We start from the raw sequence: 25,341 nt of genomic DNA on the forward strand, positions 1-25,341 counted from the left end.
GAATTCCTGTTGGAAAAAATCGTGTCAATTATCATTCCTGTATACAATAAGGCGACGTATCTCTCGACATGTATCGAGTCGATTCAGGCACTTACACTTGATCATTTAACAATTGAAGCCATTTTCGTTGATGACGGTTCGACGGACGAGTCTTTATCGATTCTCCACACGGCTGCAAAAACGATGGATTTCATTCGCGTCATCGAACTTCCTGAAAATACGGGCAGTCCTGCGCAACCACGAAATGTCGGAATCGAAGAGGCGACAGGCACATACGTCACGTTCTTAGATGCTGATGATCGTCTTGATTCGGTTGGATTCACTCAACTCGTCGCGCAAGCCGTTGCGAACGATGCCGATATCGCATTTGGTCAAACGATCAAACATACGGACACGTCGATTCAAAAGGTTGGTCGCTTCGCATCATTTACGACTGCTAATCAACTTGTCCCGTATGAAATCGACAAAGTATTCCGCGCGGTCGGACCTCCGGGAAAAATCCTGAAGCGCTCCGTCTTGCTCGAACATGGCATCCGGTTCAGCCCGATGAAGTTCGGTGAAGATAAACTATTCTTCTTTGAAGCTATCTCAAAATGTCAGACCGCTTCGATGAATCCGGCACCGGTCTATCACGTCAATCGATTCGCGATGAATGATTCGCTAGTCGGACAAACAAGTATTTTCGAGAAGACGACCTTTAATTTACAAGTGCTTGAGAAAACGCTCGCACTTGATATTCCGGCAGTCGCTAAAACGCATGCTTTGAGTCGGTTGATTGAGATGGACTTCTTATCCCGACTGTTCAACAACAAACGTTTCCTTGAACACCCACAACAGCAGACCTTTTTTGACCTATTCCGTAAAATGATTGCCATCTTTGAACGCCATAATGCAGATCCAGCGGATTTCATTTTCGATGACATCTTCCAAAAACAGTATGCCTTGCTTCAGCAAGAAGATTATGACAGCTTCGTCACCTTCATCACGCTGCTCGTTCAAAAGCACAAAGCACGGCGTTATACATCGGAGAACCGTCTCTATTACCAAATGCCTGCTTCGTTGAGCCACCTCGGACCAATCGTTGTACCCTTCTTCGCTACGTACGCCGGAACACGACTCGTCGATGACGTCTTCTATGAAATCGTGCACGTGCTGAAAGACGAGACGACTACGATCACTCGTGTCCTCTTGATTGCGCCGAACGACGAAACAATGGAAATCGACGTTCCATTCCATATCGACGGGACCGAACTTTTCATTCCGACAGAGGCACTCGAACGGCATTCGCATCCATTCCAATTGATGCTGATCCGTGACGATTATCATCCGTTCGTCGTGCGGATGACATTACCGAGCAGCGTCGACGGAATGCATTTGCATTATCAGCAACTCAAAGTCGAATTTCGTCCCGCGGAACAAAAATCACCGTTACAGAAAATCGACGCGACGAAGTATCATGTCGAAGCACCGACGCAAGTCGTCGTACTCGAGAAAGCCTTCTTGTATGATGACCTCGAATTCGAACGCAAGCAGACGGCTCTTGAAGTCGGGCAACTCCTGGCGATCACCGATCTACAACTGACGCTTGCTGGTACACCACGACTCGTCACGGCTGATGGTGCTTACGTCACGGCAAATAAAAAATATGTCCATCTCCCACCTGCGATTGATGACGAGACCTATCTGACAGTGCCACCGGAAACGGTCCGAATTCTGAAAACATGTAAACAGTACGCCGATCGTGACTTTAAAAATGAACTACCTACGAAAAACACACCCGATACGGTGCTTCAAATTAAGAAGGTCGTCCTGTCATCGAAAGGAACACCGCGCTTGAAAACGGCTCAGGATACCTACATCACAGCCAATCAATCATTCGTTCAACCAATCAACGAAGCGTAACAATACACCTAGGGATAGAGAGATCTCATCCCTAGGTTCCTTATTATTCCAACAAAGTATGCTATAGTATGTGCTAGATTCACTAAACCGATCCATCGCGACATGTTACCACTTAAAATTGTAAGCGTTACATAAAGGAGATGCCCTATGACACGAGATTTGTTTTTTACATTGAATACGTTAGCAACCCAGCGTGGCGGTTTATCAAAAGCAGTCATTAAACGCGCGAATGCGATCATCACGGCTGATCCGGAGCGAAACGTGACGCTCGTGACGTTCGGGATTCAACCGAATCTCGAAACAATTCGTCAAGAGATGGTCGAAGCACGGTTGCTTGATCCTCGCATCCAGGTCGTCAACGTCATCAATTATTTAGCACGTCGACAGGTAGACAAACGGTCCGTCGTTTCTTCGAAAGATGAATTGATTCCGCGCTGGGAAAAACGATATACGTTGTTCCTCGATGCGAGTCGCGCCGAAAAAGATTCGTATCGGTTGTTCGACAATGGTACATATGTCCAGTATGCTCGGTTTGACGCTAACGATCAGCTCTCTTTCATCGATTACTTTTCAGAGAATCGACATCGCTTACGCCGTGAAGAATATCTCGCTAACGGTCAGTTAGTGCAGACGATCCAGTATTCGTTTACGTCGAACAAGCCGGTCTCTCGCTCCTTCTTCCACAGTGATGGAACGTGTTATTTGACGATTTGGCATAAAATCAACTCGGCGGATTGGAGCCATCTGTTTTATTTCGAAGCCGGTCAGGAAAAACAGTTCAATGATCCAGCGATCTTTAATACGTTCGTTTTGAACAAGCTGTTAGGTCAGCATGACGCGGTCTTGATCTCATCCGAATACCGGGATCGTCTTGCCAACCTACCGAAAAAAAATTTGGATGCGGTCATCCTAGACATCAAGCATCCGAATATTAAAAAGATTGCCTTCGGGCATAGCAATCACTTCGTGTCGCCCTTCAATGAGACAGCAGCCGTCAGTGGTGTCTGGGATACATTATTCGGGCGCATCGACGAGTGGGATCGAGTCATCACGGCAACACCTCGTCAACAAGCGCATATGACCAACCAGTTCGATCATCCGGAAACGTTCCATGCGATCCCACACGGTGTTGGTCCGGTGCCGGAAGCGGATTACACGTCACTTCCTGAACCTGATCCGAATCGGTTCATCGTCGTCTCGCGCATTCAAATTAAAAAGGATGTCGCTGCGAGTGTCCGTGTCATGCGGAAGATCGTCGACCACCACCCCAATGCCTTCCTTGATTTCTATGGCTTCGGTTACAACGATCAGCTCGAAAAGGATCTCCATGCTTTGATCAAGGAATTGTCATTAACGAAGCACATCCGTTTCAAAGGGTTCGTTACGAACATTCAGGACGCTTATCATGGTGCTGTCGCAACGATCTTTACATCGCAATCCGAAGGGTTCGGGATGGCGATCCTTGAGAGCATGGGTCACGGTGTTCCGGTCATTGCCTACGATGTTTGTTACGGTCCCCGTGAAATCATTGAGCATGGAACGACTGGTTTTATCATTCCACCTGGAGACTCGTCAGCCTTTGCTGAAGCAGCGATTCGCTTGATGGAGCAACCGTCCCTAAGACGTCAAATGGGCGAAGCCGCCTTGCATTCGGTGGACCGTTTTTCGGATGATCTTTTCACGAAAAATTGGCTGATGCTTTTGAATCAGCTCGACGAATAGTTAGTCGACCTCCTCCCCTGTGAGGAGGTTTTTTTATGTATCCACCAAAGTCCGCATTGTTTTTCAAATTTTGGGATGTTTTAGCTATTGATTATGATAAAATGCTAATGGAAGATAACGCTTTCATAAAACATCTTTTAGTAGGAGGTTCCTTGATTCCATGCTGTTTAAATCTGCTCTTCGGGTGCTCCAATTTGGACATTCCGTACTTCCGAAAAAACAAAAAAAACTTAAACGATCGGCATTAAAAGAATCGTTACAGATTCAATCTTCGCCGACAGACTATACGCTATCCGGTCAATTGAATGATCCGTTGCTGACGATCACGTCCTTACGTATCCGCGATCGATCGCAAGAGACGGTCCTTGAAGTGCCGAACCAACTGGACGATCATCGCTTCACCTTTCAGCTGTCGCATTCAATCGTGTCTCAATTGAGTCAACATGTTTCTCAGATGCAAGAAGAGGCGGACGTTCCGACGGTCGAAGAGGATGGTCTCGCTGAGATCGAGTCCGTCGAAGCCGATCAAGATACGCTCTATCCGATTGGTCGTTTTTCACTCTGGCTAACGTTCACAAAAAACGTCGAGCATCTCACACCGGAACAATTACAAAAATGGGAATCCAACGGGTTACCGAGCCATGCTACGCTCGACGCGACCGTCTTTACCCGCGAAATTCTGTTAGGGCGCTTTCTTGATACACAGATTCCTGCGCCTCTCGCGCCGTTGATGGATGAGACGTTTAACGAATTCGTCCAGTTGTATACCGATCTAAAAGGCAACCTGCGTCTATTGCTGAATAAAGAACCGCAGATGAAGCCGAAGATCCAAATCGATGCGGTCCGCAATGAGACGAAAGCGACGACGGTCATCAGCGGGAAAGCCTTTACGCGTCATGCGTTCATTAAGACGGGACGGTTGCTCCTCGTGCACCGAGAGAGTGGCGATCAAGTCCCTGTCCCAATCGATTGGTTGTACCAAAACGAGGTAAGTGCGAAAAAATTCGGATTGTATCGCTATCATTACACGGCGACGATCCACTGGTCACAACTCCATCAAGCAGCCCAATTGCAAGAAGGGGTTTATGATGCTTTCATCGCGCTCGATTTCTATCACCGATCGGAACCGAAATTATACCGTCTCGGTCGTGCCCGTTATATTACGCGTCAGCTGACACCGGAAGCGTTAGGGAAAGATGTGACGTCGACGATGCATATCATTCCGTACTACACGGTCGGTCACCGGAATCTATCGTTTGAGATGACCGAGTTCACGAATGAAAATTACGCCTATCTGAATCATCTGATGACGTTCGCCCCGCTCTACCGGCTGTTTGCCGAGAAGAACACGTGGCTCGTCGGAGAACGTCCATATAAAGCGCAGGACAATGGTTACCACTTCTTCAAATACATGCGCGAGACTTATCCTGAGCGACCGGTCTATTACGTTATTGATCCGGCGTCGAACGAATATGCGCAAGTTGCTCCGCTCGGAAACGTCTTGCCGATCAAATCGAAGGAACACATCTATCACTCTTTGATGGCAAAGAAGGTCATCGGGACACACCACGCGGAATACTTGTATCCGCTTCGCTCGGAGCCGTTCAAACGCAAGATGCGAGCAGATCGTGTCTTCATCCAACACGGAGTTCTCGGAACGAAGAACATGAACAATCAATACGGGAAATTTGCTGCTGCCTTCGACACGGATTTGTTCCTTGTCAGCTCGGAGCGGGAAAAGCGACTCGTCACACAAGATATGGGATACGCTGAGCGCGAGGTCAAAATTACTGGCTTGTCTCGCTTTGATGCACTCTTGAAAAATGACGTCCCGGTCAAACGTCAGATGCTCGTCATTCCGACGTGGCGGTCGTGGCTACAGACGCCTCTCCAGTTCTTCGAATCAGAATACTATCAGCAGTACCAAACATTCCTATCGAGTGATCGTTTGCATGCGTATGCGAAACAACATCATCTCGAGATCGTCCTTTGCCTGCATCCAAACATGCAGCAATACTCGAGTCATTTCGAGAACTTACCGATCACGGTCATCCACCAAGGCGAACGTGACGTCCAAGGGTTGTTAAAAGAGAGCCTCTTGCTCGTCACTGACTACTCGAGTGTTGCCTTTGACTTCAGTTTCTTGAAACGACCGGTTCACTATCTCCAATTCGACCCGAAACGCTTCATCGGTCCACTCGGTTCGTATCTCGATCTCGAGAACGAATTACCGGGTCGAATCTCAAAAACGATTGATGACCTGTTCGACGATCTTGACGCGACGGCACGCCGTAATTTTGAGATGGCGGACGAATACAAACGACGCGCTGACGTCTTCTTGACGAAAACGGATACGACTTACTCTGATCAGGTCTATCAAACGATCATGAACTATACGAAACAGACGAGCCTCTTTGAAAAGATTCAGACGAACGAGGCAGCGAACATCCTCTTTAAGGTCTATCGCCGAAGCCGGTTCTACTTCCCGACGATGAAGGCTGGATACCGGCTCATGCAACGCGTCTTGCCGGTCGACCCGACACTCGTCGTCTTCGAGAGTGGGCTCGGTAAACATTACGCGGACAGTCCGCGTTACATTTATGAGGAACTGAAGAAACAAGCACTCGGCTACAAAGTCGTCTGGATCTATAACAAGAAGCTTTATCTCGGAGATCCGAACGCAAAAGTCGTCAAACGCTTATCTCCTGCCTACTTCTATTACATGGCGACGGCGAAGTTCTGGGTCAACAATCAGAACTTCCCGTATTACATGACGCGGCGAAAAGAGACGACCTACATTCAGACATGGCACGGCACACCTTTGAAGAAGATGTTGTTTGACTTAGACGAGATCCATGGACGGGACGAAGGCTATGTCGAGCGTGTAACGAACGCGATCAAGCAATGGAGCGTCCTCTTGTCTCCGAGTCCCTATGCGACGAACATCTTTAGAAGTGCGTTCCAGTACGGGGGACCGGTCGTCGAATCTGGTTATCCGCGAAACGATCTCTTCTTTACGGCGAATAATGCGGCGACAATCGAACGGATCCGGACGCAGCTTCAACTGCCAGAAGACAAGAAAGTCATCTTGTATGCACCGACTTTCCGTGACCATCAGTCGCTCGGTAAAGGGAAGTTCTACTTCGACTATCCGTTTGATTTTGACCGGGTCGCGGAAGCGTTAGGCGATGAGTATGTCTTCTTGATTCGGACGCACGTGCTCGTCACGAAAAAGCCGAAGATTCCAGCGCAGCACCGGGAACAATTCCTCGACGTGACGGCCTATCCGGATATTCAAGAACTGTACTTGATCACCGATCTACTGATCACAGACTATTCTTCTGTTTTCTTCGACTTCGCGAACATGAATCGACCAATGATGTTCTATGCGTATGACCTCGATCTTTATCGAGATACGCTGCGCGGGTTCTACCTGGACTACTACAACGATCTTCCGGGACCGATCTTAGAAACGGAAGAGGCCTTGCTTCACGCCTTATCGGATATTCCGCATCTGACGAAAATGTATCAAGCGCAACTTGATGCGTTCCGTGCGACGTACGGTCCGATGGAGGATGGGTTTGCCGCTTCTCGTGTCGTCGATGCGTACTTCAAAACGGATCAAACGATGCGCACTCAAACCCTTGAATTACTTGAACAACCAGACGGCAGTTACTCTGTTTGAGCGATGATACGAAAAAACGGCTTGCACCCTTTTCTGGATGCAAGCCGTTTTACATATTTTATTCGTCCGTTGCTAATTTTTCTGCGAGGACCTCGTTGAGCTTTTTCTTGAACATCGGAGCAAAACTTTCCGCATACGTATTCGTCATATGGCTGTTATCGCGATAGATGACGACATTGCCGATAACGGGACGATACTCGCCTTTAACGTGGAAGTAACGCGTCAAATCCAGCTTATGGAGCGACTGGTTCGTTTTTTCGAATTGTTTCCAATACGCCTCATCCGTTTGATTCGGTTGCGCGTTCATCTGTTTCGTCGTGTCAGCGATGCTTGTCGTCTCCAGTGCCTCGAGTACATTAAAATCGTACCGTGGATTGTCTCGAAGCGCCAATCCATCAATGCCATACTCGTCCTTGACGAACTGCATCTGGTCGACCATTTGTTGATGGATGCTGTCTTTTGAAGCATCCGCTGCCGTCACGTGTGAGATGATCAAATCAACATCGGCATCTTTCAAATAGTTCAAGACATTCTGATTCCAGATTCCTTTTAGCGAGTCCGGTTCATAGCCGGTTGAAAAACGTGTTCCTGACCGCGTCAGGTTGAGTAAACGGATGTCCGTCCCTTTGATTGCTTCATGTAAGGCACCGAACCATTGCTCCGAGTGCGAGCTACCGACGAGTGCGATCGTTGCTTTATAATCCTTCGTCTTCCCGTATTCGCCGACTTTTGCTTCCGTCTTTTGCAGCCCTTGGTTGCTACCATCCGTATGGACGAGGGGTAAGTCATTGAAGACGTTCGCATATGACGGGAATGGGTCTTGCTTCGGTACAGACAGTGCCTGTTCAATTGCTAAGGCACCCGGATATTTATTCTTACTGACGGCTTGTTTCAGCTCTTGTTCTTCCATATAAGCGAATCCGAGTAATGATCCGATTAACAAGACGTTGACCGTCAACAGCGCACCTAATTTCTTGAACGCTGTCCGATTGACGGTCGAAGTCCGGATTGGTTTTTCAATCCATTCCGTCATCAGATACGATAAGCCGATCGATGCGACGATGATCAGTGTGCCAACAAGAACACCAGGTGTTTGTTGGACGTTGTAGCGATAGAACTCAAGCAGTACCCAGTGCCAGAGATAAATCCCGAAGGCAATCCCCCCAAGTTTGACCATTGGTTTAGATCCGAGGAACCGTTTTAATCCGAACCGTGTCTCTTGCGTCCCTGATAACACGATCATCAAGGCGCATGTCATCGGCCAGAGTGCGATGTAACCAGGGAACATTTGCGAGACATTGAACAGGACGCCGGTCGTCAGCAAACCGATCAGACCAATCCAGCCGATAATCGTTGCCACCCATTTCGGGATACGGATTGCCGATAAGTTCACGCATAACAAGCTACCTAAAGCAAATTCCCAAACCCGTGTCGGCGTAATGAAATACGCCCATGGCTGATTGACTTCAGTCAGATAGATCGAGTACGCAAGTGACGTGACGAACAAGAATCCAAGCAGACCATTGAGGACGGCTTTAATTGACCGAATCTGATATTTGTTCATCATCCATAAGATGAACGAAAACAAGACGAACCAAATCATATAAAATTGCCATTGGATCGATAGTGCCCAAAAATGTTCGACGGGTGACTTCATTTGCGTCGCGTCCAAATAATCAGTACTTGAGACGGCGAGTTGCCAGTTTTGATAAAAGAACATCGAGGCGACGACTTCACGAATCGTTTTACCGAGAATCGATGCTGGTAATAAAAACGTACTTAATACCAAGACGACTCCTAAGATGAATAAAACCGATGGCAACAGTCGTTTCAGTAACTTTGTCACATATGGCAGGAACTTGAACTCTCCTGTCCGGTTGATCGTCGAGATGATTGATGTCGTGATTAAAAAACCCGAGATGACGAAGAAGACATCGACACCACCTGAGACACGATTGAACCAAATGTGATAAATTGCGACGAGTAAGGCAGCTACCGTGCGTAGCCCTTCGATTTCCGGGCGAAACCGGCTTTCAATATCAATCCGTTTCTGCCCAGACTGACCAGATGCTTTCCATTCTTGCATGCTTCTATGTCCCTCCATCTACTTCTACACCTACGAATCCTGACGATTGCAGCGCATTTCTTGTACAGTTCGGTATGTACTCACCATTTCGAGAAAACGTTTCCATTCACTATGATAGAACATATTTCAAAAAATACAATGCCAATGAACTATATTGCCGTAAGAAACTTGGAAAATATGTAAAAGAAGTGCATCGGGTACAAATTACATTAGAAATTGATGCAAGTAGTCGTCAAAAATCCGTCGCATGACTTTCGGTGTGTTCTCGATATAGATTCGCATCTGTTCGACGTTTGCTTCGACAGCATCCTCGTTCTTCTCTTCCGTCGGAAAATCGGAGATGCCTTTGATGATGATACATTCGACAGCATTTTTCTGACAGATGTACGCGACAGCCCCCGCCTCCGTATCGGCAATCGTCAGACCGTTATCTCGCAGTTCGATATAGTCTCTCCACATGACGACAGCGCGATCAGCCGTTCCGATCGTTCCGAGATGAAAGTCGTTGCCATATTTTGAGACGTCGAGATTGACGACGAACGATGGTTTAATGAGTGGTTCAATCTCTTTGACCGTACAATCATATTGAACAGCGCGATCTGGCACGATGATATCGAGTATGTCGTACCTCGGATCGATGCCGGCACATGTTCCGGCAATGATGACCTTCGTCAAGGAAAAGCGGAGGATCATATATTGGTTCGCACCGATGCCATTTACTTTTCGAACGCCTGTGCTATAAAACAAGAGCGTTTCCCCATTCATCTCGCGCGTAAAGTATTCACCATACGGATAGACGATTCTTTCTTCAGGCGATACATGAAAATATGCAATCGTCGCGTCGAACTCCCATGTGGTGGCGATGCTGATTCCAATCATCCTTCCTTACTCCTTTCGAGCATCCGCTAAAGACCGCTCTATTTTTTCATCTAATTGAATTGATGGTGTGTACGATAAGTTATATTCCTTGTGTTTAAACGAAAATTCGCTTAAATTAGTACCTAGTACTAAAACCAAGTATAACTTTTTTACAGGGAGGAACCATTTATGACTGCATATCATGCTCGAGTAACAGCAATCGGCTCTTACGTTCCAAATCAAATCATGACGAACCATGATTTAGAGAAACTAGTAGAAACAAATGATGAATGGATAGTGCAACGCACAGGCATCAAAGAACGAAGAATCGCGGGTCAGACTGAATCGACAAGTGATCTTGCCTATCAAGCAGCCATGAATTTAAAACAGCGTTACAATACAGAATTTCAAGATGTTGATATGATCATCATCTGTACGATGACACCCGATTTTAAGACACCAAGTACTGCATCATTGGTACAAGCAAAACTCGGTATCAATCATGCAGGTGTAATTGATTTGAACGCCGCATGTGCAGGATTTACATACGGATTACACCTGGCGAACGGGTTAATTTCATCTGGTCTTCATAAAAAAATTCTCGTCATCGGAGCAGAAACACTCTCTAACATCACTGACTATGCCGATCGAAACACATGCATTTTATTTGGAGATGGTAGTGGAGCGGTTCTTGTGGAACGCGATGAAGTCCAGTCTGATTTTGTTTCATTTTACTTGAACTCGGAAGGGCAAAAGGGAGCCAATCTCTATTGCTCGAACTTGTCAAATCACTTGTTCGAAGATCCTATCATTCCTACTAATAAACTCATCCAAAATGGACGCGAAGTTTACAAGTGGGCAGTCAGCACGGTTCCTCGTGGAATGAAACAAGTAGTGGATCAGGCATCGATGACTTTGGATCAAATCGATTGGTTCATTCCGCACAGTGCAAACCTGCGCATGATTCAATCGATTTGCGAAAAAAGTAATGTTCCTTTTGATAAAGCGCTTTACAGTCTCATCCATTTCGGAAATACCTCCGCTGCATCCATTCCCTTATCTTTAGATATAGGTGTTACCGAAGGGAAAATCAAAACGGGTGACTTGCTTCTATTATATGGATTTGGTGGCGGTTTGACACAAGCTGGATTACTAATGAAATGGAGTCTGTGATTCATACAAGGAGGAGGTACAGATGCATCGTACTTCCTCCTTGTTTTTAATTCTGATGACGGACAAGCGTGGTAATATCCAGCCATTCATATGCTTCATCTTTAACCGTGACATTCCCAAAACGACTCTGACGATGATCTATGTATTTACCTCCGAGTCGTTTGTAAAATGCTCGTCCTGACTCGTTCTTTTTCATTACCCAAACCAGCATCGAGAAGACATCTGCTTTCAGGAAATGAGCAGCGATAGTCGCCATCAATTTTTTGCCGATCCCTAAACCGTGCGCTTCAGGTAATAGATAGAGAGAGGGCAGATAACTCTCCTATCCGTACTCCATCATCAGCATGAATCTGAGCTGCTGCGAATCCCACTGTGATTCCCTGTTCGTTCAATACCACATATAGGAACGTATCTTGTGAGGAATCGTTCAAAAACTGTGTCCATTTTTGTTCAGCTCGTTGAACCGAGAGTTGTTTCAAGTATACATCGGGTACTAAACCGGCGTATGTCGTCCTCCACGTATCAACGTAAATTTTTGCTATTACTTTCATGTCTTTGGACGTGGCTAAACGTATATTCAAGAATTTCATCCCCCTAGCATCGGTAGCTCACAGTACTACCATTATTTTCTCATTCACCTACCTTAGTCCCAAACCCGCACACGCTCAATGTTTGCTGTTCTCAAATAATCGAGTAGCTGTCCTGTATGCACTGCTTCATGATAAGCAATTCGTAACAGCATATCACCAAGCGAACGGACATAACCTGATTCAGAACGATCAATCTGGACCGTCGCTAAATCTGATTCCGGTAGTCGCCCGACATATGTCATGAATTCCTCACGATAGACTTCCGCAAAGTCTAGCTCCTCTTGCACTGATACGAAGTCACGCCCTTCAAACGGAGACTCATACGACGATAGACTGCCTCCATTTTGTAAGGCTAAGTAATAATAATACTCGCTATCTAACACATGACGAATCATCTCAAAACACGTCATGGCGTTCTCATCCGGTTTCCAGTTCAGCTTATCTTCAGGAATCGAGCACCAGACTTTGATGCTTCTTCTTCTCACTTCATTTAAATTCCATACCATCCAATCTTTTGCGTTCATGACGTATCCTTCCTTTCGATGACGAATAAGTGTTCTCCTATCTCTATTTTGACAAAGCGATTTGAAAGTCCTTTTAAAAATAAAAACAGGAAGCATCCGCAGATGTTTCCTGTTGTCGTCAATCGCTCACTTATTTTCTTCCTCAGACAATGCATCAATCTCTTTTTGTCTTAAAATCTCCGCAATCTGATGGTAGTCATTATCAAGTGCTGCACCACGTGCTGTCCGCCCGTCTTCATTTCGATGTAGTGGATCGGCTCCATAAGAGAGAAGTAAACGGACAATTCGTTCATAACCGTAAGCACTCGCTAAAGCAAGCACTGCCGTATCACCATCTGCGACGTTTTCCGCCTCGATATCGGCTCCCGCCTTTAGGAGCACTTTGACCGCTTTCGGATGATTATTCCCAACTGCCAGATACAGCGGTGTGAAACCGTCTAATCCGATAACATCAACCTCTGCTCCCGCTTCAAGTAACAGTTTGACTTTTTTCGCCTTGCCTTCTTGCGCTGCGTAATGTAGCGGCGTCACCCCAGCTCCATCATCGGTCCGTTGATGTAACAACTCCACATTCTGCGCTAGTTTCCGTAAGACTTTTTTATTGCCGGATCGCCCCGCTACTAAGTGAAGCGCTGAGAAGCCGTACTCATTTAAATCAAGATGGGCTCCGCGCTTAATCAACAGCAACGCAATGTCCGTCTTTTGATCATACAGAGCAATATGCAGCGGTGACATCCCGTCTTGATTCGGAAGATTCACATCCGCTCCATGATCGAGCAACAATTCGACGATCCGCAAGTATCCTTCCTGAATCGCCCAATGAAGTGCCGCAAACCCTTCTTCATCCAGTTCGTTCAGATCATCACCACGTTCGATACACCGCATTACTTGTTTTCGTTTGCCTAAAAAAGCAACATCTTGGATGGATCGTTTCGTCATGTCCGTTCGCCCCTTACCTGTTCCGTCGTTGTCTTTCTTATTTTACATCAAGGACATCGAGAAATGAGCAAAAACGCCTTTGAATATCTAATGTCTATTGTAGCAAGCTCGGTACGTCACTCCCTACATATATTTATTTTAGGGAGATCGTTAGAATAACAAGAAAAATAATTATGATCAGAACATATATAAACATAGTCAAATAGCGTGAAAATGAGTATGTTTAATTTAAAATGATCTATTTCGCTATAGGAGTTCGACGAATGCGCGACTATATATACCTATCTCAAAAAACTCGCCGTGCCGATGGAGATTGTCCATTTGATTGGACGGATCAATACAAAGAACTCTATAAGTTTGTCCCCGTCGAAGGTAGACGATGGAAGAACGTTGATAACGAGATTAGTGAGACGTTCCCGGCTGGCACTCGTCGGACGCGCTTCATTCTCGCCCAGCATTCGAAACTTCGGAAGCGATGCAGGCGTTATGTGACAGCCTACGTGAGCTTCGTCAACAAGAGGACATCGATCCGTCCATCCAGACGAGCCTGTTCATCCTCGATTTCCTATCCGTTCAACGACGGGAATGGTCGGAGTGCAAGGTGGATGAAGCAGTAAATCGAATTGGATCGCGGTATTGTTGAAAATAGTGGATTCGTCATATCGTAGTATACTTCACTCGATAACTTTGTATTGAAGAAAACCCACATTATGACGCACATGTGGGCTTTCTTTCTATTGCTTACTCAGTATTAGAACAATTGAATCTTACATTATTGATTTGATGTGTTTTTTTTGAGTGACTTTTTAGAAAAAATAACTTCAGTTATTAGGAAAATGAAAGCAATTGCCACAAACTTTATTCCATATTCGACCCATGTATCAGTCGACTTCGGTATTCCTTCAAAAAACATTAGAAAAATAAGAAAAAATATTGCCGCAAAAACACTTTCTAAAATTTGTTTTTTCATCTTTCTGTTTCACCTCTCAATTCCTCATACTTTATTTTACTTTTATAGAAGTAAACCATTTCATTTCACTATATTTATATAATTACATTTATTTTCCACTAATTCAACTTTAAAAAACATTTACATGAAAATATTGCGAGGAGCCAATTACGTTCTATGCAAGCAAATTATGGATTGCCCATCTGACTTTTGGTAATTCTTTAAAGCAATCCACGTTAACATATGTAGCATCTCTCTTCTTGTTTCTTCTACGTTTCGACTAGAAAGATGGGTTTCATGAATTACAAAAAACCACCCTGAAGTTTTTCAGAGTGGTTCACCTTTTTAAATGTCTAATGATTTAATGAAAGCTTTAAGCTCATCTTTCATCTCTGCATCTTTTAACGCATATTCGATCGTCGTCTTGACGAAGCCGAGTTTCTCCCCGACGTCATAGCGGTTACCTTCGAAATCATACGCAAAGACTTGGCTATCCGCATTCAAGCGTTCAATCGCATCCGTCAATTGAATTTCGCCACCCGCCCCTTCTCCTTGATTCGCAAGGTAATCAAAGATATCCGGTGTCAATACATAACGTCCCATGATCGCAAGATTTGACGGTGCTGTTCCGTGTGCCGGCTTTTCGACGAATTGTTTTACATCATAAAGTCGTCCGTCTTGTGAGACCGGATCAATGATGCCATAACGATGCGTATCTTCCGGACGGACTTCTTGTACACCGATGACCGATTTTTCCGTCTGTTCGTAGACGTCCATCAATTGTTTGATTGCCGGATTGTCTGACTCGACGATATCGTCCCCGAGCAAGACAGCAAACGGTTCATTCCCAATGAATTGTTTTGCCGTCAGAATGGCATGCCCGAGACCTTTTTGTTCTTTTTGGCGGACATAAAAGATATTCGCAAGGTTCGTTGAGAATTGAACTTTCTCGAGCAATTCCGTTTTACCGGAATTTTCGAGCGTAATTTCGAGTTCTTTTTGGTTATCGAAATGATCTTCGATGGCTCGTTTATGTTTACCCGTGACGATGATGATATCTTCGATGCCGGCTTTTGCGGCTTCTTCGACGATATACTGAATCGTTGGTTTATCAAGTATCGGTAACATCTCTTTTGGCATGGCTTTTGTCGCAGGTAAGAAACGCGTTCCAAGTCCTGCTGCTGGAATAATGGCTTTTGTGATCTTTTTCATATCGTTCATCCTCTTCATCGTTCAAGTAGTAGATTTAGTTGTTCAACTCTTCTAGTAATCGTCCATAATTTTTTACAGCCGTCTCAAGATACAGGGATGGTTTCGTCTCGACCCGCTCGAGTGATTGTTCGACGAGTTGTACCATCGCTTGTGCGAAGGCTTCCATATCGTTAGCCGGAACGAGATATCCGTTCTCCCCATGATCGATGATTTCGCGTGGTCCATATTTGACGTCATAAGAGATGACTGGGCAGCCGACATTGATACTTTCCATGACGGTCAGTCCGAATCCTTCAAATTCACTCGTTAACAACGATGCCTTTGATTCACGGAAGACTTCTGCCGGATTCGACGTGAATCCATGGATTTCGATATCGTCTTGCAAGCCGAGCTCTTCAATCAAGCTCTCCATCATCGCCAGTTGTCCTTGTTCGTCCATTCCGTAGAGGACGAGCTTCGTCGCGTGACCGGATTGTTTGAAGATCGCATAACTCTTGATCAAATGATCCATCTGTTTTTGCAGACCGAATCGACCGATGAAGCAGAATTGATCTTTGACTTGTTCCCGTCGCTGTACTTGTTCTGGCACGATGAAGTGCGGAATGATTGAGATTTTCTCTTCCGGGATATTGTACCGATCCAAGATATCTTCTTTTTGATGATTCGTCAGACTGATGAAACGGGTCACCTTCTCGGACTCCGAGAACATCGTCGTATATGATCCTTTGACGGTCGATCCATCTAAGTGCGAGTTATGAATGACCATGACACGTTTGACGGCTGCTTTGATATTGAGAATCGAACGATCGAGTAAACGAGCATCGACGAATAAGACATCGCCATCTTTAAATAAACGGTTGAAGTAGTATTCAAACAAATCCTTCTCTTTTTTGAATGCTTTGTACATTCTGCCGTTTCGGTATAATTGAATCAAGACGAGCTTCGGACGAGCCATTTCATTGTAGAACTTCTTACAATAGACATTGCCTTCCGAATCGTACAGTTCTTCCATCATTTTTCCGTGATGGACAGGAGAGTAGATCGTTTTCCGGTGCAATTGGCCGTAGACGTTGTATTCCCAGCGCTCGACTTTTTTAGGAGAAGCATTCGTCATGAAGTCTTCGAACTCGACGACTTGCGTTCCTGGATAAAATCGGCGATACAGGACATACTCATCCTCATCATCATAATAGCGGACAGCGTCACTACCTTTTTTCTCGACGCTCTTCAACCCTTCGATTTCACGCGCCGTTTCTTTGATGATCGGCTTATTTCGAAAACGAGTCGTCGGAATACTTAACAGTTTGTAATCAGACAGCCAATCGTAAATATTTTCGAACTGGACCATCGGACCAACCTTTTCTTCCGATCGGAACAGCTCGTAGACTTCCATATAGTTTGCATTGTAGTTCGTCGTAACGATCGTCGATCCAGCACCGAGTTCTTTTTCCATAAGCGCGATCCGACTCAACAACGATTTCGTTCTACCACCATGTTTCGGTGGTAATGTCGATGTAACAGTATACAGCATTTGTAATTACTCTCCTCTACCCTTTAAGATCGATCTCTCTTTTTTTGTGTGAGGTCAACCTATATATGTTACCGAATCTGCTATTTTCTAAACGTGTCTTGTTCAGACAGTTAAAACCAATATAATTTCTATTTATCCCCTTTTTTACGAACAAAGTCAATTATTTTTGCATAATATCCAATCATTGTCATGGTTCTGCAACTAGTAGTTCGCAAAGCTGAACGATCGGTCGATTCTACCCAACAAGTTTAAGTAGATAAACGCCACTTCACTGATTTCCATTCAAACTACATCTTTGCAGAAATCGGAAGATATTGTATGGTGAAGAATGTAATAGAGAGACCATATGATCCAGAGTAAGAAAGGAAGCCATGCATCAATGAAAATCACCTGTCGTGACCATACGTTTTTGATTGAGAATCTCCCGCAACAAACCCTATATTTAGCTATTAACGAACAACATATACCTGTACAACAAACAGAAACAGGTTTTTCGCTATCGGTCGATGCGTTACTCAGTATCTTCCGAAAAAAGAATCATCCTATTAAATTCGTCGATGAACTTGGAACACCAGTCTCATTCAAACATCTTTCCGAACCCCTTGACATCGCACCGAACAGTTACATCAAACAAGGGAAACATTCCTATTTCATTTTCATCGATCAAGACGATGAGCTCAGTCTGATCTACAACAAAAAACCGTCCATCATGAATTTTTACGACCGAGATGTCCAGTTTGAGGGCATGACGCGTCAAGACGACGTGCTTCTGTTGAAGTTTTCGTTTCACTCGAAGTATGTCGCAGTCGCGCAACCGAGTTGTTTCGTTAAATTCAGACATCAGGAACAAAAAATCGCTCTCCCGATCGAACGCTTCACCGTCACACCAGTCGACGCCTGTCGCTTCAGAACCGAAGTCGAAGCCGTGATCGATAAAGAACTCGTTGAGCAGTTGCTCGGTGACCGGTATACATACGATGCCTTTAACGCGAACATCTATGATCTTTTATTTGGCTTTTCGATTCGTGAGATGCCGATATCTGGATTCACACCTCGGATTCGTCACTTTAAAAATCATCCAGAACTCTTGAATGACGAGCACTGGTTGCCGTTAAATGAGCAATACGATGTGTTGGTTCGTCCCTATTCGACCGTGTCGGAACGCCTTGCAATGCGTCTAATCCCGGTGCCAGTCGAGACTGTCAAATATTACGCAGATCCCCGACCGTTACTTGGACTGGATCCCACTAAGAAGACGATCGTCTGTTATGAATATCCGGATAAAGCACAAGATAATGGGATGATTTTCTTCAAGTACCTTGTTGACCAGCACCAGAAACATTTCAACATCTACTACATCATCAGTCGGTCGAGTCCGGACCTCAAAAATCTTGCCGGATATGAGAACCATATCGTGTTCTATAAATCTCCGGAGAATATCGAGGTCGTTCAGGCTGCGGACGTTTTATGTCATACGCATTCATCGAGTTATGCCCTTCCCTTCTCGACGTATCGGACAGAACAGTTCATTCAGGAAAAACACAAAATCTTCCTGCAACACGGTGTGACAGGTTCGAAAGATGTGAGTAGTATTTATGGTAAAAAATTACCCCATCCCTTTACGAACTTATTCGTTGTGTCTTCGGAAAGAGAAAAAAACCTGATTGAACGCGACTACGGATTTGATGCGGATGAAATCGTCGTAACAGGGATGGCCCGATTTGATCAATTGATCACCGAACGGTCACGTTGGCTCAAGCGGTATAAGAATCGGAAGAAGATTTTAATCATGCCGACATGGCGACCGAAACTTGATACATATCCGGACGAGCAGTTCATGGAAAGTGACTATTATCAGGAGTTTCAAGCGTTAATCACGGACGAACGGTTGAAAAACTTAGTGATGGACAACAAGTATGAAGTCTCGTTCTACCTCCATCGTAATTTCCAAAAATTCAGCCACTTGTTCCATTCGGATTTCTTCGATGTCGTCGGTCAGGATGTGTTCACAGTCAAGGAGCTACTCGAGAATCATCATGTGTTGATTACGGATTATTCGAGTGTTGGTCTCGATTTCTCCTTGATGCACAAAAAGGTACTCTACTATCGCCCACCTGTCTTGATCGGTGAAGATAACGCTGGTGAATCGACAGACTTATTACCAGGAGACGTCATCGAATCCAGAGAAGCCTTGATGGAGTCGTTACGCGAATTGAAGATGCCGAAACGCTTTAAGCGCAATCTCAGTCACATCTATGCTTTTGATGATACAAAGGCGAGTAAGCGGATTTTTGAAGCGATGCAACATCATTTTCATCTATAACAGACAAGGAGCAATGAGACGGTCTACCGTTTCGTTGCTCCTTTTTCATCGACGAAATTCCAATGAGATCCCGTCCGCAATCTGTGAGGACTGTTTTAACAACTCCCGCTTGACTGGATCAATCCAGTAATACTGAACCCGCTCACCAAACGCAACGTGGACGCAAAGTGTCTCTACGTGTTCGCCTGATTCGGTCGTCAATCGATCGTACCGCAAAGGATGTACCTGAACTGGCACCTCACGTCCGGAAACGGCATTAAAGCCGCTAAACGAGAGCGTCGAATCTACGGTTAATGGTAATTCTCGCAACAACAATTCGATTGAAAACAGATCAACACTTTCGGTATGAATCGGTAGGACAGACTGCTCATTGCCTCGCGTAATTACGACTGCATCCGCTCGATACAACGCATGCACGGTTTGGACGCCATCTTGGTACTCGACGAATTCGAGTGGCGTATAGTCTTCTGCATCAATCGTCAGGTGGATCGTTCGATTGCCGATTTTTTCTGACACCAATTCTTGCTCCCGTACCAAAATAGATTGATGTGATGTCTTTTCTAACCGAATCGTTTCGTAGGTCTGTCCGATCTGAACCGATTTTCCTTGTTCTATCCAGTAGACCTTTTTTTCGTCTTGTCCCTCGATGAGGGAATAGATCTTCCCTTTCCATTTCATATCTCGTTCTCCCTTCTTAAGAATCCGATGGAAGACAGCTGATGAACTGCTGCTTGTCGGACTTGCTCCGGCGTTTTCGCTGTCGTATCAATCGGATAGACTGGAAACTGTTTATACCATTTCTCTTCGAGTGCCCAAAGCGGTTGATGTTGTTCAAAAGATTGACGAGTTCTTGTATGATCAGCGTCGCGCCGCTCTCGTAAGAGATGGTCTGGTGCATGTAAATAAATAATCAGGTCGGACCGATACCTTCTTAATGCCTCAAGTTCCGTCTTTAAACGAGATTCCATATCCCAGTCTTGCCCATGTATCTGTGGATAATGAAGCGTATAGAATTCAAGATCCTCCGGACCACGATCTAATATGATGTGTCCATCGGGAAAATGGCGAAATCGTTCGATTTCCGCTTGAATGAACAAGCGCTGATTCTCAACGAATCCGTCTTCGGTACGGATGTCTAATCCGAGCTCTTTTCTTTTTTGAACGATCGGATATGGATTTTCATAATAGACATGCAACTCCGGGTAAGCGTCTTCGAGCGCTCGCGCAAGCGTCGTCTTCCCGGAAGCCATGCCGCCTTGAATCGAGATAATGGTTCTCATTAATGGCGTTCCTCCTGCCTGCATATGCTTTAAGTATTAAAAAAATAAGAGCTGAGGTCTGGGTGACTGATCAATTCCGTTAACTGACTTTGTTCTGCACCCGGGATTTGCTCAAGCGTCCTAAGAATGGCCATGAGTCGTAACCAGTCTGCAAGGTTCGATAGCTGAATTGACGAAACAGCTTGATAGCGGTCAAGGTATTCGCGACAGACGTATCGTCGCACCTCGTCCGGCACCGCTGTTCCACCTGCTATTCGAAGTAAGAGCAATGTCCGTGCGACATCCGCGATTGGTGGACCTGTCGTCGCATCATGCCAATCAATGACGACGAACCTTTCATCCGCTGTCACGAGGATGTTCTGAAAATGAAAGTCCCCGTGGAGCAATCCTTGCTGTTGTGGAAGGTGAAGCGTCTCTAACAATCGTTCCGCCTTCAAGCGTAACTGGGGTGATAGATGACGTATTTTTTGATTGGCGACATCGTGCCACCTAGGTGCTACAAGCAATTGATGCTGATGGATTTTTTGATGTAACATTGCGAAGGATGCGAGGAGCACGGTTATTCGCTCCGGTTCAAACAGGTCTAACAATTCGTTACCGTCAATCCGTTGCATCTCAATGCACGGCGAATCTTCTAATTCAACGGCATATACGTTTGGCGTCGGGATAGTCGTCCGCTCAAGTTCTTCAAGCATACGAAATTCCTGTACGATTCGCTGTGTTTCAATCGATTCGTGGAAGTATTTGCGTACTCGTTCGTCAGAGATTGTCATCACGGTTGCGGTAGAACCTTTATTTACGTTAGTCATCGCCATATTTCTCCTATCACTTATTTCGTTATATCGTTTCTCAAATCATCCAGCCAATCCTTCTAATAAACGCATCACTTTTCCATCTTCTATCGTCTTCTTGATGCTTCAGGCTGAAACGCGTCCAGTGCAACAAAAAATCTTGAATGAAAAGTTCATTCAAGATTTTTGTTTTACCCTTTGCTTCAAATGGAGACGTGATGCGCTGTCCGTTGTTTTTGAACACACTCCATCAAGATCGGTTGTTCCGGTGGATTGAGGTTTTCTGGTAGCTGATCCATGGCGAAGAAGCGTAATTCCACGACTTCTGACGGATCCCGAACGATTTCTCCCGTATAGACCGTACACAAAAATGCCGAGATGACATTGTAGACCTCATCCCCATGCGGATACTTATAGTAAAACGCATCGCCCGAATAGACGTTCAATAATTCGAGATGCTCCGCTTCAAGACCGGTCTCTTCTCTTAGTTCTCGTTTTGCTGTCTCTACAAGCGTCTCACCGATCTCAAGCGCTCCACCAGCGAGTCCCCAGCAACCGTTATCTTGCCGAAGTTGTAACAAGACTTCTTGTTTATCGTTGACGACGATGACACACGCTCCTGCCATGACGAGCGGTCGTGTGCCGACGAATTTACGTAATTCTGTGATGTATCCCATGTCATTCAGTCCTTTTCCATTTAAATCACTCTCGTTCGGACGCGCATCCGTTTGAGCCCCGTCAATAGGAGACACAACAAGATGATGCCCGAAACAAAGAGAACATACGTATGAATCGTAAAGAGGGAACGGAAATCGATTACGGCAACATTCTGTTGCACCTCAATCCAACTACTAAGTATGATTCCATTGATTGCAAGTAAGATGAGTACTCCGACCTGTCGACGTGTCAACGCGACATGCGTCAAGACGCGCATGCCTTCACGGATGACGAACGGTAGGAGAACGAGAAGTGCTGCGATTGGTAAGATGACCGGGTCACCACCTTGCTGAATCGGCATTGACCGGGTCAAATAGCCAAATAGAAAAAAGAAACCACACACGAACAATAATAATCCGAACGCGATACTCGCATTCACCGCTTTGTTCATCTTACTTCCCTCACTTTTTAGAATAATGAATTATGAAGAAACAGTACTTTGATGCCATACACCTGCTGCGTCAAGCCGGACCCGATGTCTGCCGTCGAGTTCCATCTCGATCGGACTGACCTTCGCCGTCTTCGGTGAGAACAACCATGTCCGACCTTCTGGGACGAGCAAGATATGCGTTCCATCCGCGACCGGTCCGAGGAAGTTGAGTGACGCAACGTTTAGTGGACGTTCCCGTCGCTCGAGAACACCAATCTCCGCTAGCTGTTCACCCACTTCAAGCACATCTTTCACCGTCAGACTCATCTCACCGATTCCGAGGATATCGGATACATCAAACGTCAGTTCCGCTTTAGATGGATTGATTTGATGCCGCGCGATCAATTCCAAGACATTTTCATCTGAATCATAAAAATAGCAGGAATGCGAATCCGTGAAATCAAAATAAATCTCGTCCTGTCCGTCTTCGATCAAAAGTGGTGTCCGTTCTACAAGCCACGCTTTCCCTTCTTCGAAGACGTTTTCCGGAATGTTGAACGCCATATGGTATTGCGTATCAACATCGTTAGTCTGTCGATATGTCAACTGATCCGTACCGATTTGCATCGTAAACGACTCGTTCGTTTCCGAGACGAGCGGGAAACCGATCTGGTTTATGTAAAAATCTTTCATTGCCTGTAGGTTGCGTGTCACAAGAATGGTTTTCGAAATGTTCATGCTGTTGACCTTCCTTCACTTACAGAAAAATTTATCAAAAAGCGATATGCTTTATTTTACCACTAATGGTAAAATCATGACGGAAGGAAGTCTGATTTTTCAGATATATTTATGCCTGAGAGGATGTTTTGATGAAACTATTAATTGCTCAACCGAAACGCGAGACTGGGCTCGCACAATTCGAGCACGAGATTGCCGCTTATCCTGAAGTCGATCTGATCGTCTATCCGGAAGGCTATTGTACGGTCACGGAACTCGAACGCGTGCAACATCTTGCCAAGCAGTTCGAGACAGCCGTCGTCACGGGTTACAAGGATGAAGCGAATCTCGATCGCGCTGTCATCATCGATGCGAGCGGGAAGATTCTTCTTGATCGCGCAAAAACACCAGAAGCTGGACCGCTTTATACGCCTTCAACAGCAAACGATGGTGCGTTACGTTACGGGTACGTCCTTTGCCGCGAAATCTTTTTAGGAAAAGACGGACTAAGCGAGGAATCCGGACTTGATCTCATCTTCAATCCAATCGGTGTCGGCATGTTTAGTGAAGAACAGTACGTCGAATGGTCCGGTGAAGCGCGTATCATCAGTCAGGCGCAACAAGCGCTCATGATCGGGACGAGTCATGCCGATGGTTCGTACCGTAACTGTGGTTTTTCGATTCCGATTGCCTTCGTCTATGATGAGACCGGTGAGCCATTACTGTTGTCTCATAACGATACGCGGACACGCTTGTTTGATACGGTCACGCGGCACGTCGAGATTGTCGGTACACCGTCTTTATCGTAAACGAACACACGCTTCTTCTGGTCAGAAGAAGCGTGCCATCCCTTCAGGAGGTGCTCATATGTTCCAAACAGGTTGTGCTTCGTTCTTTTGGAAACGATATTTTTATGTCTTCTTTCCTTTATTCATCTTCGGCGTCAGTCACGAATCGTACTTGATCGATAATCCGTTAGCTAGCTTAGAAGACATCGGCGAGTTCGTCTTCTTCTTTTGCCTTTATCTCTTTAATTTTGCCGTTCTCTCTGCTTTGGTGACGAATTTGTGGTGGTTCTTCCTTCCGACAAAACAAGCTCACTGAGACACGGATTTTTGATACGAAACGAGTGTCGCTCGTTCATTGAGCGGTTGACTGACACCGGTCAATCGGTAACCCATCTTCTCATAGAAATAACAATTGCGCGTCTCTTCGCGAATCGTTCGCAGTTCCCATGTCGCAGCAGTCGGATACGCTGCTTCGACGAGTTGTATTGCGCGTTGTGCAATCCCTTCACCTTGACGGACCGGAACCAAGAACATCGGACTGATCGCGTAGCGACTTGGCGCTTTCGCAACGACACAAATCCCGCCGACGACGACATCGTCGACGATGATTTGATGAAACGTACTGCTCGGATGCGTAATCCGGTGAATAACACGATCGATCGATTCGTTCGCCGGATTCGTTGCAAAATCTTGATACCGCTCGAGCGTCTCTGAAAACGCCTCGATTTGAAGCGTATGAAGCTTCGCAGCGTCTGCAAGAGACGCTGTCTGTAATTGAATGTCCACTGAACCTCTTCCTTTCTTAACGGAACCACTCCCAAAATGGCGTGCCTTGCGCGACGATCAAGTAGTCGAGACATCGCTCGAAGCCGAACGGCATCGCGTCTTCCTCCCATTCCTCGAAATTAAGAAATTCCCCACTCCAAATCCGATTTCCTGCCGGACGATTCATCTCGTAGACGATCCACTCCCCGTCTGGTCCTGCGCCGATCGCCAAGAAGTTTTCGGGACATTCCCACATCTCGCTATACGTCAGGCAATCCTCGATTGAAAAGAGTTCGAACCCATCGTTGTAGGATAACGTTTCGTGTTGAAACAGCTTCGCCCCGTTATGTTGACTTGACACTCCCACGGCTAAAGCCGCAAGCCCACACCGTTGGTGAGGGTGGGATTCTCAAGTGCTT

The 25,341-nt window shown here is 45.7% G+C and carries 22 protein-coding genes; 7 read left to right on the forward strand and 15 right to left on the reverse strand.

The genetic code is table 11. The features are described from left to right. Positions 1 to 9 precede the first annotated feature (9 nt). The 3 genes from B2U10_RS10020 (at position 10) to B2U10_RS10030 (ending at position 7,309) form a co-directional block, all read left to right on the forward strand. Positions 10 to 1,902, forward strand: a complete 1,893-nt coding sequence (locus B2U10_RS10020; RefSeq protein WP_056060914.1) for a glycosyltransferase family 2 protein — start codon at positions 10 to 12, stop codon at positions 1,900 to 1,902. Positions 1,903 to 2,049: 147 nt separating this feature from the next. After that, positions 2,050 to 3,624, forward strand: a complete 1,575-nt coding sequence (locus tag B2U10_RS10025) for a glycosyltransferase (protein WP_290787269.1) — start codon at positions 2,050 to 2,052, stop codon at positions 3,622 to 3,624. 160 nt (positions 3,625 to 3,784) lie between these two features. Beyond that, the gene (locus tag B2U10_RS10030; protein ID WP_056060907.1) at positions 3,785 to 7,309 is read left to right on the forward strand and encodes a CDP-glycerol glycerophosphotransferase family protein; all 3,525 of its coding nucleotides are present in this window, start codon (positions 3,785 to 3,787) and stop codon (positions 7,307 to 7,309) included. 58 nt (positions 7,310 to 7,367) lie between these two features. Here the strand turns inward: B2U10_RS10030 and B2U10_RS10035 are convergent, their stop codons facing one another. Together B2U10_RS10035 and B2U10_RS10040 are read right to left on the reverse strand one after the other, a co-directional pair. Continuing rightward, positions 7,368 to 9,395: an acyltransferase family protein gene (locus B2U10_RS10035; RefSeq protein WP_052019044.1), complete on the reverse strand. Its 2,028-nt coding sequence runs from the start codon at positions 9,393 to 9,395 to the stop codon at positions 7,368 to 7,370. Between the two features lie 204 nt (positions 9,396 to 9,599). Continuing rightward, a complete protein-coding gene (locus B2U10_RS10040; protein ID WP_056060902.1) occupies positions 9,600 to 10,274 on the reverse strand; it encodes a permease in 675 nt (224 codons plus the stop codon). 168 nt (positions 10,275 to 10,442) lie between these two features. Between B2U10_RS10040 and B2U10_RS10045 the strand changes: the two genes are divergently transcribed. Next, positions 10,443 to 11,426 carry a ketoacyl-ACP synthase III gene (locus B2U10_RS10045; RefSeq protein ID WP_056060900.1) on the forward strand — a complete coding sequence of 328 codons (984 nt, stop codon included), beginning with the start codon at positions 10,443 to 10,445 and terminating at the stop codon, positions 11,424 to 11,426. Positions 11,427 to 11,472: 46 nt separating this feature from the next. Here B2U10_RS10045 and B2U10_RS10050 read toward each other — a convergent pair whose 3' ends face one another. The 5 genes from B2U10_RS10050 to B2U10_RS10070 all read right to left on the reverse strand — a co-directional run bounded on the left by B2U10_RS10050 (position 11,473) and on the right by B2U10_RS10070 (position 17,171). Then, positions 11,473 to 11,685 carry a hypothetical protein gene (locus B2U10_RS10050; RefSeq protein WP_290787276.1) on the reverse strand — a complete coding sequence of 71 codons (213 nt, stop codon included), beginning with the start codon at positions 11,683 to 11,685 and terminating at the stop codon, positions 11,473 to 11,475. 384 nt (positions 11,686 to 12,069) lie between these two features. Further along, the gene (locus tag B2U10_RS10055; RefSeq protein ID WP_290787279.1) at positions 12,070 to 12,540 is read right to left on the reverse strand and encodes a DinB family protein; all 471 of its coding nucleotides are present in this window, start codon (positions 12,538 to 12,540) and stop codon (positions 12,070 to 12,072) included. A 126-nt stretch (positions 12,541 to 12,666) separates the two neighbouring features. Next, entirely contained in the window at positions 12,667 to 13,479 is an 813-nt protein-coding gene (locus B2U10_RS10060; RefSeq protein ID WP_290787282.1) for an ankyrin repeat domain-containing protein, read from the reverse strand. 1,294 nt (positions 13,480 to 14,773) lie between these two features. Further along, positions 14,774 to 15,640: a UTP--glucose-1-phosphate uridylyltransferase GalU gene (gene galU / locus B2U10_RS10065; protein ID WP_035408354.1), complete on the reverse strand. Its 867-nt coding sequence runs from the start codon at positions 15,638 to 15,640 to the stop codon at positions 14,774 to 14,776. Between the two features lie 34 nt (positions 15,641 to 15,674). Further along, positions 15,675 to 17,171: a glycosyltransferase gene (locus B2U10_RS10070; protein ID WP_290787285.1), complete on the reverse strand. Its 1,497-nt coding sequence runs from the start codon at positions 17,169 to 17,171 to the stop codon at positions 15,675 to 15,677. 379 nt (positions 17,172 to 17,550) lie between these two features. Here B2U10_RS10070 and B2U10_RS10075 point away from each other — a divergent pair, with 379 nt between their 5' ends. After that, on the forward strand, positions 17,551 to 19,494 hold the full coding sequence (locus B2U10_RS10075; RefSeq protein WP_290787288.1) for a CDP-glycerol glycerophosphotransferase family protein: 1,944 nt from the start codon (positions 17,551 to 17,553) through the stop codon (positions 19,492 to 19,494). A gap of 45 nt (positions 19,495 to 19,539) precedes the next feature. On the opposite strand, the gene B2U10_RS10080 is transcribed toward B2U10_RS10075, so the two are convergent. From B2U10_RS10080 to B2U10_RS10105, 6 genes are all read right to left on the reverse strand, one after another. Further along, positions 19,540 to 20,172 carry a hypothetical protein gene (locus tag B2U10_RS10080; RefSeq protein ID WP_290787291.1) on the reverse strand — a complete coding sequence of 211 codons (633 nt, stop codon included), beginning with the start codon at positions 20,170 to 20,172 and terminating at the stop codon, positions 19,540 to 19,542. Beyond that, a complete protein-coding gene (locus B2U10_RS10085; RefSeq protein ID WP_290787296.1) occupies positions 20,169 to 20,774 on the reverse strand; it encodes an AAA family ATPase in 606 nt (201 codons plus the stop codon). The genes B2U10_RS10080 and B2U10_RS10085 overlap by 4 nt, the downstream gene beginning before the upstream one ends. 29 nt (positions 20,775 to 20,803) lie before the next feature. Beyond that, on the reverse strand, positions 20,804 to 21,583 hold the full coding sequence (locus B2U10_RS10090) for an aminoglycoside phosphotransferase family protein (RefSeq protein ID WP_290787299.1): 780 nt from the start codon (positions 21,581 to 21,583) through the stop codon (positions 20,804 to 20,806). Positions 21,584 to 21,768: 185 nt separating this feature from the next. After that, positions 21,769 to 22,242, reverse strand: a complete 474-nt coding sequence (locus B2U10_RS10095; RefSeq protein WP_290787302.1) for an NUDIX hydrolase — start codon at positions 22,240 to 22,242, stop codon at positions 21,769 to 21,771. Between the two features lie 20 nt (positions 22,243 to 22,262). Then, positions 22,263 to 22,673: a hypothetical protein gene (locus B2U10_RS10100; protein ID WP_290787305.1), complete on the reverse strand. Its 411-nt coding sequence runs from the start codon at positions 22,671 to 22,673 to the stop codon at positions 22,263 to 22,265. Between the two features lie 30 nt (positions 22,674 to 22,703). After that, entirely contained in the window at positions 22,704 to 23,390 is a 687-nt protein-coding gene (locus tag B2U10_RS10105; protein WP_290787308.1) for a glyoxalase, read from the reverse strand. Between the two features lie 131 nt (positions 23,391 to 23,521). Here B2U10_RS10105 and B2U10_RS10110 point away from each other — a divergent pair, with 131 nt between their 5' ends. Both B2U10_RS10110 and B2U10_RS10115 read left to right on the forward strand, forming a co-directional pair. Beyond that, positions 23,522 to 24,178, forward strand: a complete 657-nt coding sequence (locus B2U10_RS10110; protein ID WP_290787311.1) for a hypothetical protein — start codon at positions 23,522 to 23,524, stop codon at positions 24,176 to 24,178. 58 nt (positions 24,179 to 24,236) lie between these two features. Further along, complete coding sequence (locus B2U10_RS10115) at positions 24,237 to 24,473, forward strand: hypothetical protein (protein WP_290787314.1); 237 nt, start codon at positions 24,237 to 24,239, stop codon at positions 24,471 to 24,473. On the opposite strand, the gene B2U10_RS10120 is transcribed toward B2U10_RS10115, so the two are convergent. Together B2U10_RS10120 and B2U10_RS10125 are read right to left on the reverse strand one after the other, a co-directional pair. After that, entirely contained in the window at positions 24,467 to 24,943 is a 477-nt protein-coding gene (locus B2U10_RS10120) for a GNAT family N-acetyltransferase (protein WP_290787317.1), read from the reverse strand. The genes B2U10_RS10115 and B2U10_RS10120 overlap by 7 nt on opposite strands. 16 nt (positions 24,944 to 24,959) lie before the next feature. Beyond that, the gene (locus B2U10_RS10125; RefSeq protein ID WP_290787320.1) at positions 24,960 to 25,289 is read right to left on the reverse strand and encodes a hypothetical protein; all 330 of its coding nucleotides are present in this window, start codon (positions 25,287 to 25,289) and stop codon (positions 24,960 to 24,962) included. Between the last annotated feature and the right edge of the window lie 52 nt (positions 25,290 to 25,341).

It is taken from the genome of Exiguobacterium sp. UBA7533 (assembly GCF_002479335.1).
Classification (GTDB): domain Bacteria; phylum Bacillota; class Bacilli; order Exiguobacteriales; family Exiguobacteriaceae; genus Exiguobacterium_A.

Bases quoted from the DNA above. Each gene is read 5' to 3' on its own strand.
- B2U10_RS10025 (WP_290787269.1), top strand. From the start codon at position 2,050: ATGACACGAGATTTGTTTTTTACATTGAATACGTTAGCAACCCAGCGT.
- B2U10_RS10030 (WP_056060907.1), top strand. From the start codon at position 3,785: ATGCTGTTTAAATCTGCTCTTCGGGTGCTCCAATTTGGACATTCCGTA.
- B2U10_RS10035 (WP_052019044.1), bottom strand. From the start codon at position 9,395: ATGCAAGAATGGAAAGCATCTGGTCAGTCTGGGCAGAAACGGATTGAT.
- B2U10_RS10040 (WP_056060902.1), bottom strand. From the start codon at position 10,274: ATGATTGGAATCAGCATCGCCACCACATGGGAGTTCGACGCGACGATT.
- B2U10_RS10045 (WP_056060900.1), top strand. From the start codon at position 10,443: ATGACTGCATATCATGCTCGAGTAACAGCAATCGGCTCTTACGTTCCA.
- B2U10_RS10055 (WP_290787279.1), bottom strand. From the start codon at position 12,540: ATGAACGCAAAAGATTGGATGGTATGGAATTTAAATGAAGTGAGAAGA.
- B2U10_RS10060 (WP_290787282.1), bottom strand. From the start codon at position 13,479: ATGACGAAACGATCCATCCAAGATGTTGCTTTTTTAGGCAAACGAAAA.
- galU (WP_035408354.1), bottom strand. From the start codon at position 15,640: ATGAAAAAGATCACAAAAGCCATTATTCCAGCAGCAGGACTTGGAACG.
- B2U10_RS10070 (WP_290787285.1), bottom strand. From the start codon at position 17,171: ATGCTGTATACTGTTACATCGACATTACCACCGAAACATGGTGGTAGA.
- B2U10_RS10075 (WP_290787288.1), top strand. From the start codon at position 17,551: ATGAAAATCACCTGTCGTGACCATACGTTTTTGATTGAGAATCTCCCG.
- B2U10_RS10080 (WP_290787291.1), bottom strand. From the start codon at position 20,172: ATGAAATGGAAAGGGAAGATCTATTCCCTCATCGAGGGACAAGACGAA.
- B2U10_RS10085 (WP_290787296.1), bottom strand. From the start codon at position 20,774: ATGAGAACCATTATCTCGATTCAAGGCGGCATGGCTTCCGGGAAGACG.
- B2U10_RS10090 (WP_290787299.1), bottom strand. From the start codon at position 21,583: ATGACTAACGTAAATAAAGGTTCTACCGCAACCGTGATGACAATCTCT.
- B2U10_RS10095 (WP_290787302.1), bottom strand. From the start codon at position 22,242: ATGGGATACATCACAGAATTACGTAAATTCGTCGGCACACGACCGCTC.
- B2U10_RS10100 (WP_290787305.1), bottom strand. From the start codon at position 22,673: ATGAACAAAGCGGTGAATGCGAGTATCGCGTTCGGATTATTATTGTTC.
- B2U10_RS10105 (WP_290787308.1), bottom strand. From the start codon at position 23,390: ATGAACATTTCGAAAACCATTCTTGTGACACGCAACCTACAGGCAATG.
- B2U10_RS10110 (WP_290787311.1), top strand. From the start codon at position 23,522: ATGAAACTATTAATTGCTCAACCGAAACGCGAGACTGGGCTCGCACAA.
- B2U10_RS10115 (WP_290787314.1), top strand. From the start codon at position 24,237: ATGTTCCAAACAGGTTGTGCTTCGTTCTTTTGGAAACGATATTTTTAT.